General features: G+C 75.5%; 4 protein-coding genes and 1 pseudogene. 3 read left to right on the top strand and 2 right to left on the bottom strand.

Annotated elements, in window-relative coordinates; all coding sequences use genetic code 11:
* Both ABD308_RS17410 and ABD308_RS17405 read right to left on the bottom strand, forming a co-directional pair.
* The coding region (locus ABD308_RS17410; RefSeq protein WP_344335336.1) for a TIGR04222 domain-containing membrane protein at positions 1 to 727 on the bottom strand (727 nt) is incomplete at its 3' end.
* 89 nt (positions 728 to 816) lie between these two features.
* A pseudogene (locus ABD308_RS17405) lies at positions 817 to 2036 on the bottom strand (MbnB/TglH/ChrH family RiPP precursor modification enzyme).
* Positions 2037 to 2414: 378 nt separating this feature from the next.
* On the opposite strand from ABD308_RS17405, the gene ABD308_RS17400 reads away from it, so the two are divergent.
* From ABD308_RS17400 to ABD308_RS17390, 3 genes are all read left to right on the top strand, one after another.
* Positions 2415 to 3338 carry a GNAT family N-acetyltransferase gene (locus ABD308_RS17400; RefSeq protein WP_344335333.1) on the top strand — a complete coding sequence of 308 codons (924 nt, stop codon included), beginning with the start codon at positions 2415 to 2417 and terminating at the stop codon, positions 3336 to 3338.
* A gap of 184 nt (positions 3339 to 3522) precedes the next feature.
* Positions 3523 to 4269 carry a hypothetical protein gene (locus ABD308_RS17395; protein WP_344335331.1) on the top strand — a complete coding sequence of 249 codons (747 nt, stop codon included), beginning with the start codon at positions 3523 to 3525 and terminating at the stop codon, positions 4267 to 4269.
* Positions 4270 to 4401: 132 nt separating this feature from the next.
* Positions 4402 to 5409: an MBL fold metallo-hydrolase gene (locus ABD308_RS17390; protein ID WP_344335329.1), complete on the top strand. Its 1008-nt coding sequence runs from the start codon at positions 4402 to 4404 to the stop codon at positions 5407 to 5409.
* Positions 5410 to 5582: the final 173 nt, after the last annotated feature.

The raw sequence follows: 5582 nt of genomic DNA, 5'->3' as shown, positions 1-5582 counted from the left end.
CGGCGGCCAGGCCGCCGAGGGCGATCGCGCCGAGCACGGCGGCGTCGGCGTTGCGGGCGCCGTGGCGGGGCGTCCACCGCTTGCCGTCGTCCACCAGCCCGAGCTGGCGGCGCCCGGCCGGGGTGATCCGGCCCTTGGGCAGGCGGGTGGCCGGCAGGGAGACCAGGCCGAAGGCCAGCAGCACCAACGGGATCCACAGCGCCGGGTGGTCGTAGCCGGGTTCGCCGGAGTCGAGCAGGTAGGCGGCGGCGGTGACGACCGCCGTGAGGAGCAGCGCGGGCCAGATGGACCGGTGCGCGGTCCTCGCCCGGCGCAGCTTGACGGGGTCGCGCAGCAGGCCGCGGCCGGCGAGCTCGTCGCCGATCGCCTGGACGCCCGGCGAGCGCATCACGGCGGTGCGCAGCGAACCGAGGTCGCGGCTGCGGGTCGGGCCGATCGCGTCGACGATCTCGCGCTCGACCTGGTCGTAGGGCTTGTCGGTGGTGAGGGTGACCAGCCGGGCGCGGCTGACCACGACGTGGCCGCCGCGGTGCATCCGGACCAGGGCGGTGTCGAAGACCCGGCCGGGCCCGCCGGCCAGGAAGGCGGCGTCGAGCAGCGGGATGCCCCGGCCCGGCAGCCCCTTGGGGTTGGGGACGCGGAGCGCGGCCTGCCGGGCCCGGGAGGCCCAGAGGACGGCGGCGATCAGCGGGACGGCGGGGATCAGGTAGTAGGCGTTGTGCCACATGGGCGGTTCCCCCGGGGTGGTGAGAGCTGGTTCCGGCGCGCGCGGCGCCGTGGTTCGGGCGGTTCTGGGGTGTGGTGCCGGACGCGGTCTCAGGCGTCGCGGCCGGGCCGTAGCGCGCGCCGCAGCCGGGCGAGCGGGCCCGGCGGCCGCTCCGGGGCCGGATCGAGCCACTGGTGCAGCGACCGGCGGGCGTCGGCGTCCAACCCCTCGCCCTCGGCGAGCGCCCAGGCGGCGAAGGCCCGGGCGTCGGCGTGGTAGCCGCCGGTCTGCGGGTGGCTGCGGGCGTAGCCGAGGAACAGCGGGCCGTACGACGCGCCGAGCAGGCGGGGCAGGGCCGGGGCGACCTTGGCGGTGGTGTCGCGCCGCTTGGCGGCCAGGCCGGCGGCCTGGGCGCGCACCTGGGCGGGGTCGAAGCCGGGCGGCACCGGGCCGCCGGCGGTGAGGGCGGTGAGCAGTTCGGTCTGCCGGGCGGCCAGCCGGGCGCGGGCGGCGTCGGTGCCGGGGTCCGGGGCGGCGGTCACCGCGCGGCACCGCCGTCCGGTGTCCGGCCGCCGTCCAGCACCCGCCGGATCGCGTCGAGTTCGGCGGCCAGTTCGGCGGGCGGCGGGAACGCGGCGTCGCGCTCCAGCAGCACCCCGGGCGGGGCGACCCGCGCGCACAGCTCGGCCAGCACCTCCAGCACCGGTTCGGTGACCGGGTGGGCGTGGGTGTCGTGCCAGACGCCGTCGACCAGGGTGCCGCCCGCGACGTGCACGTAGGCGAGCGCCTCCAGCGGCAGGCGGTCCAGCTCGGCGGCCGGGTCGACGCCGAGGTTGACCCGGTTGGTGTGCAGGTTGGCGACGTCGATCAGCAGCCGCACGCCGGTCCGCTCGACCAGCTCGGCCAGGAACTGCCCCTCGGTCAGCTCGTCGTCCGGCCAGGCCAGCTGGGCGGCGATGTTCTCCAGGGCCAGCGGCACCGGCAGCTGGTCCTGGGCGATCCGGACGTTCTCGGCGATCACCCGCAGCGCGTCGCGCGAGCGCGGCACGGGCAGCAGGTGGCCGGCCTCCAGACCGCCGGCCCGGACGAACGCCAGGTGCTCGGTGACCAGCGGGGAGCCGAGCGCCCCGGCGGTGTCGGCGAGCCGGGCGAGGCGGGCCGGGTCGGGCCGGTCGGCGCCGCCGAGGCCGAGCCCGACGCCGTGCGGGACGACGGTGAGGCCCCGGTCGAGCAGGATCCGCAGGGACTCCGGGAGGTGGCCAGCGCAGATGTTCTCGGCGACCACCTCGACCCAGTCCAGGCCGGGCTGCCGTTCGACCACGGTGTCGATCTCGCCGCGCCAGCCGAGGCCGACGCCGAGCCGACGCGCGGCGCCGGTGCCGTGGGTGGCGGCGGTGTGGGTGGCGGTGGTGGTGCCCGGGTGCAGGGCGGGAGACGTCATCGGTGCGCCCCCTTCGGAGGGCCGGTCGGGAAGGCCGTCGGTCGGCCGGGCCTCGTCGCCCGGGCCGCCGGGCCGTGCTGGTGAGCATGTCCCCGGGCGGCGCGGTTGCCAAGCCCGGTCCGGTCATCTCAGAGCATTACTTGAGCTTGGCGTCACGTCAATGAGCGGTTTTCGCCCCGGTTCCGGAACATCGCCGCAGGTGGCGGCGGTGGCGGCCGGAAAAACCAGGGGCGGACGGGGCGGCCGTCGGTCTACTGTGACGCCCCTATGACACCTTTGACGATTCGTGACTTCCGTCCCGGCGACGCCGAGGCCGTCGCGGCGGCCCACCGCGCCGGGCGCGAGCACCTGGTGCAGACGGCGGAGATGTTCGCCTGGCGCGCGGCCCGGCAGCCGAAGGGCGCCCACTACCGCACCCTGGTCGCCGAACTGGACGGCCGGGTGGTCGGCGCGGCCCGCTGCGCGGCGGTCGTCGGCACCACCGCCGTCGGCGTCGGCCAGGTCAACGGCAGCGTGCTGCCCGGGTACCGGCGGCGCGGGGCCTTCACCGCCTTGCTCGCCGCCGCCGAACGGCACCTGGCCGGGCACGGCGTCGTCGAGCTGTACGGCTGGGTGGACGACGAGCCCGGCTCGCTCGCCTTCGCCGAGGCCCGCGGCTTCACCGCCGGTCGCACCGCCCACTTCGCGGCCCGGGACCTCACCGTCCCGCTGCCGCCCGCCCCGCCACTGCCCGCCGGCGTCGAACTGCGCCCGGCGAGCGACTTCGCCGCCGACCCGCGCCCGGTCTTCGAGATCGAAGTGGACGCGGCCCGGGACGAGCCGGGCGACGTGGTGCTGGACGCCACCGAGTACGACGAGTGGCTGGCGGGGGAGTGGCGGCGCCCGGACCTCGACCACGGGCTGACCATGATCGCCGTGGTGGACGGCCGGCCGGCCGCGTTCAGCTTCGCCACCACCGACGGCGCGGACCGCTACTGGTCGGCGTTCACCGCCTGCCGCCGGGAGTACCGCGGCCGGGGGCTGAGCGGGCTCGCCAAGCTGGAGTCGCTGCGCCGCGCCCGCGCCGCCGGTCTGCGGTACGCCTACACCTCCAACGACGCCACCAACGCGCCGATGCTCGCGATCAACGCCCGGCTCGGCTACGAGCGCTGCGCGAGCGAGCGGAGGTTCACCAAGCGGCTGGCCCCCTGACCGCTCGATCGGGGCCGAGCGGGGCGGTGACGGAGCGTGCGGGCCGTTCCGCCGGACGGGTGAATCCGGAGCGTTCACCGGCGCGGGAGCCGGAAGGGACGCGGGCACGGGAGTTCCCGGCGCCTCACGGGGCATCACATCCGCGCGCACTGTTCGTGCCCGAGTCTTCCGCGCGGGGGATGCCATGGAGATCCTGCTCCAGATCCTGATCGGATTCGTCCCGGCCGTGATCGGCTTTCTCGCCGCCCGCTCGATCGCCCGCACGCGGCTCGTCCTGCGCTACGGCTTCCTGCGGGTGCTGCTCGGTCCGTACGGCCGGGTGCAGATCGTCACCCCGAGCATCGAGGTCGCCGAGTTCGCCTACGCCAAGGACGGCTGCCGGCTCACCAGCCGGGGGCCGCGCAACGTGCTCTTCATGCCGATGGCGGAGGCGCGGGCGATCGCCCAGCTCACCGACCTGCTGCGGAAGATCAACCGCAAGGCCGCCATAGAGCTGGTCACCGCCGGCGCGCAGGACCCGCGGATGCCGATCTTCTCGATCGGCGGGCCGAACGTGAACGCCTACTCGGCGGGCGTGCTGGCCGCCGGGTTCCCGGACTTCCGGCTGGAGCACCCGCAGGCGGCCCGGGCCCGCTGGGGCGGGATGGCCTTTGAGGCGCAGTACAACGCGGCCGACGAACTCGTCCGCGACCACGGCTTCGTGTTCGTCACCCGCACCACCCGGCAGGCGCCCTGCGTGGTGCTCTGCGGGGTGTTCGCGTTCGGCTCGGCGATGGCGGTGGAGGCCCTGGCGGCGGCCGGCCGGCAGTCCCCGCTGGCGGCGCTGTTCCGCTCCGGCGAGAAGGGCTTCGTCGCCGTCGAGGGCCGGGTGATCGGCCTGGACACCGTGGACGTGACCGTCGAGGTCTGCCGCGTCCTGCCCGCGGGGTGAGTGCGCGGGGGCGGGTTCCGGCCGCCGCGGACGGGGGCAAACGGGACAGTGCGGGAGACTCCGGGGCAGTAAGTGGCCGGAATCGTCGGGCTTTTGCTCCACTACCGTCACATCATCGGCATAATCGCGCCCATGACGATCAACCGTGCGAACGTGAGCGCGATAGCCGAGGACCTGTACGTCTGGCTCCCGCCGAAGCGCGGCTGGGGCCTGGCCAACTGCGGGCTGCTCGCCGGGTGCGGGACGGCGCTGTGGATCGACACGCCCTACGACCCCTCGCTCGCCGCCGAGTTCCTCGCCGAGAGCCGGAAGCGGCTGGCCGACGGCGTCACCGTCGACCGGATCGTCGTCACCCACGCCAACGGCGACCACCTCTGGGGCGCGGGCGTCCTGCCGGACGCCGAGGTGATCGCCACCCGCGAGGCGCTGGAGCACATCCACTGGGAGCCGACGCCCCAGCAGACCCACGGCCTGGTCACCGGCAGCGACCCGGACTCGCCGCTCGGCGGCTACCTCCGCCGCCACTTCGGACGGTTCGACTGGTCGCGCACCGAGCCGGTGCACCCGGACACCGTCTTCCACGGCGAACTGGAGCTTCGGGTGGGGGAGTACCCGGTGCGGATCACCGGCCTGCCCTCGGCCCACACCGGCGGCGACCTCATCGTCCACCTCCCGCACCAGGGCGCGGTGTTCACCGGCGACGTGATCTTCGGCTCGACCGCCGCGCAGCCCGGCGACCACCCCTCGCACTGGGCCGGTCCGCTGGAGAACATCATCGCCGCCTGCGAGCGGGTCCTGGCCACCGGCGCCGAGATCATCGTCCCCGGCCACGGACCGGTGCTCGACCGCGACGGCGTCCGGGAGCACATCGCCTACCTCGGGTACGTCCGCGAGCGCGCCCACGCCCTGCACCAGGCCGGCCTGCCCGCCCTGGACGCGGCCCGCCGGATCATCGCCGAGCGGCGGTACCCCGAACTCGGCCTGCCCGAGCGGCTGGTGCTCACCGTCGCCGCCGAGTACCGGCACCTGGACGGCACCGGGGTGCCGAACGTCCTGGAGGCGATGAGCCAGGTGGCCCTGGTCGCCCGGGAGCTGGACGAGGACGCTGAACGGCGCGCGCCCCGCCCGCGTACGGCCTGAGCCACACCCGTCCGACCTCCGCACCGCCCCGCCCCCGTTCTTCGTACAAGGAAACTCCGAGGACGTCGATGACGCAGCTGCTGGTAACGGCCCTGGCGCTGATCGCGCTGGCCGCGCTCGCCGCCACCGGGTGGCTGGCCCGGGACCGCTCCCGCGCGCTCACCCGGGCCACC

The organism is Kitasatospora putterlickiae (assembly GCF_039527695.1).
Lineage (GTDB): Bacteria > Actinomycetota > Actinomycetes > Streptomycetales > Streptomycetaceae > Kitasatospora > Kitasatospora putterlickiae.
Note: the sequence above shows the minus strand (reverse complement) of the source record. Positions and strands in the feature narration are given on the sequence as shown.

Coding starts and splice junctions, on each gene's coding strand:
- ABD308_RS17390 (WP_344335329.1), top strand. CDS start 4,402: ATGACGATCAACCGTGCGAACGTGAGCGCGATAGCCGAGGACCTGTAC.
- ABD308_RS17400 (WP_344335333.1), top strand. CDS start 2,415: ATGACACCTTTGACGATTCGTGACTTCCGTCCCGGCGACGCCGAGGCC.
- ABD308_RS17395 (WP_344335331.1), top strand. CDS start 3,523: ATGGAGATCCTGCTCCAGATCCTGATCGGATTCGTCCCGGCCGTGATC.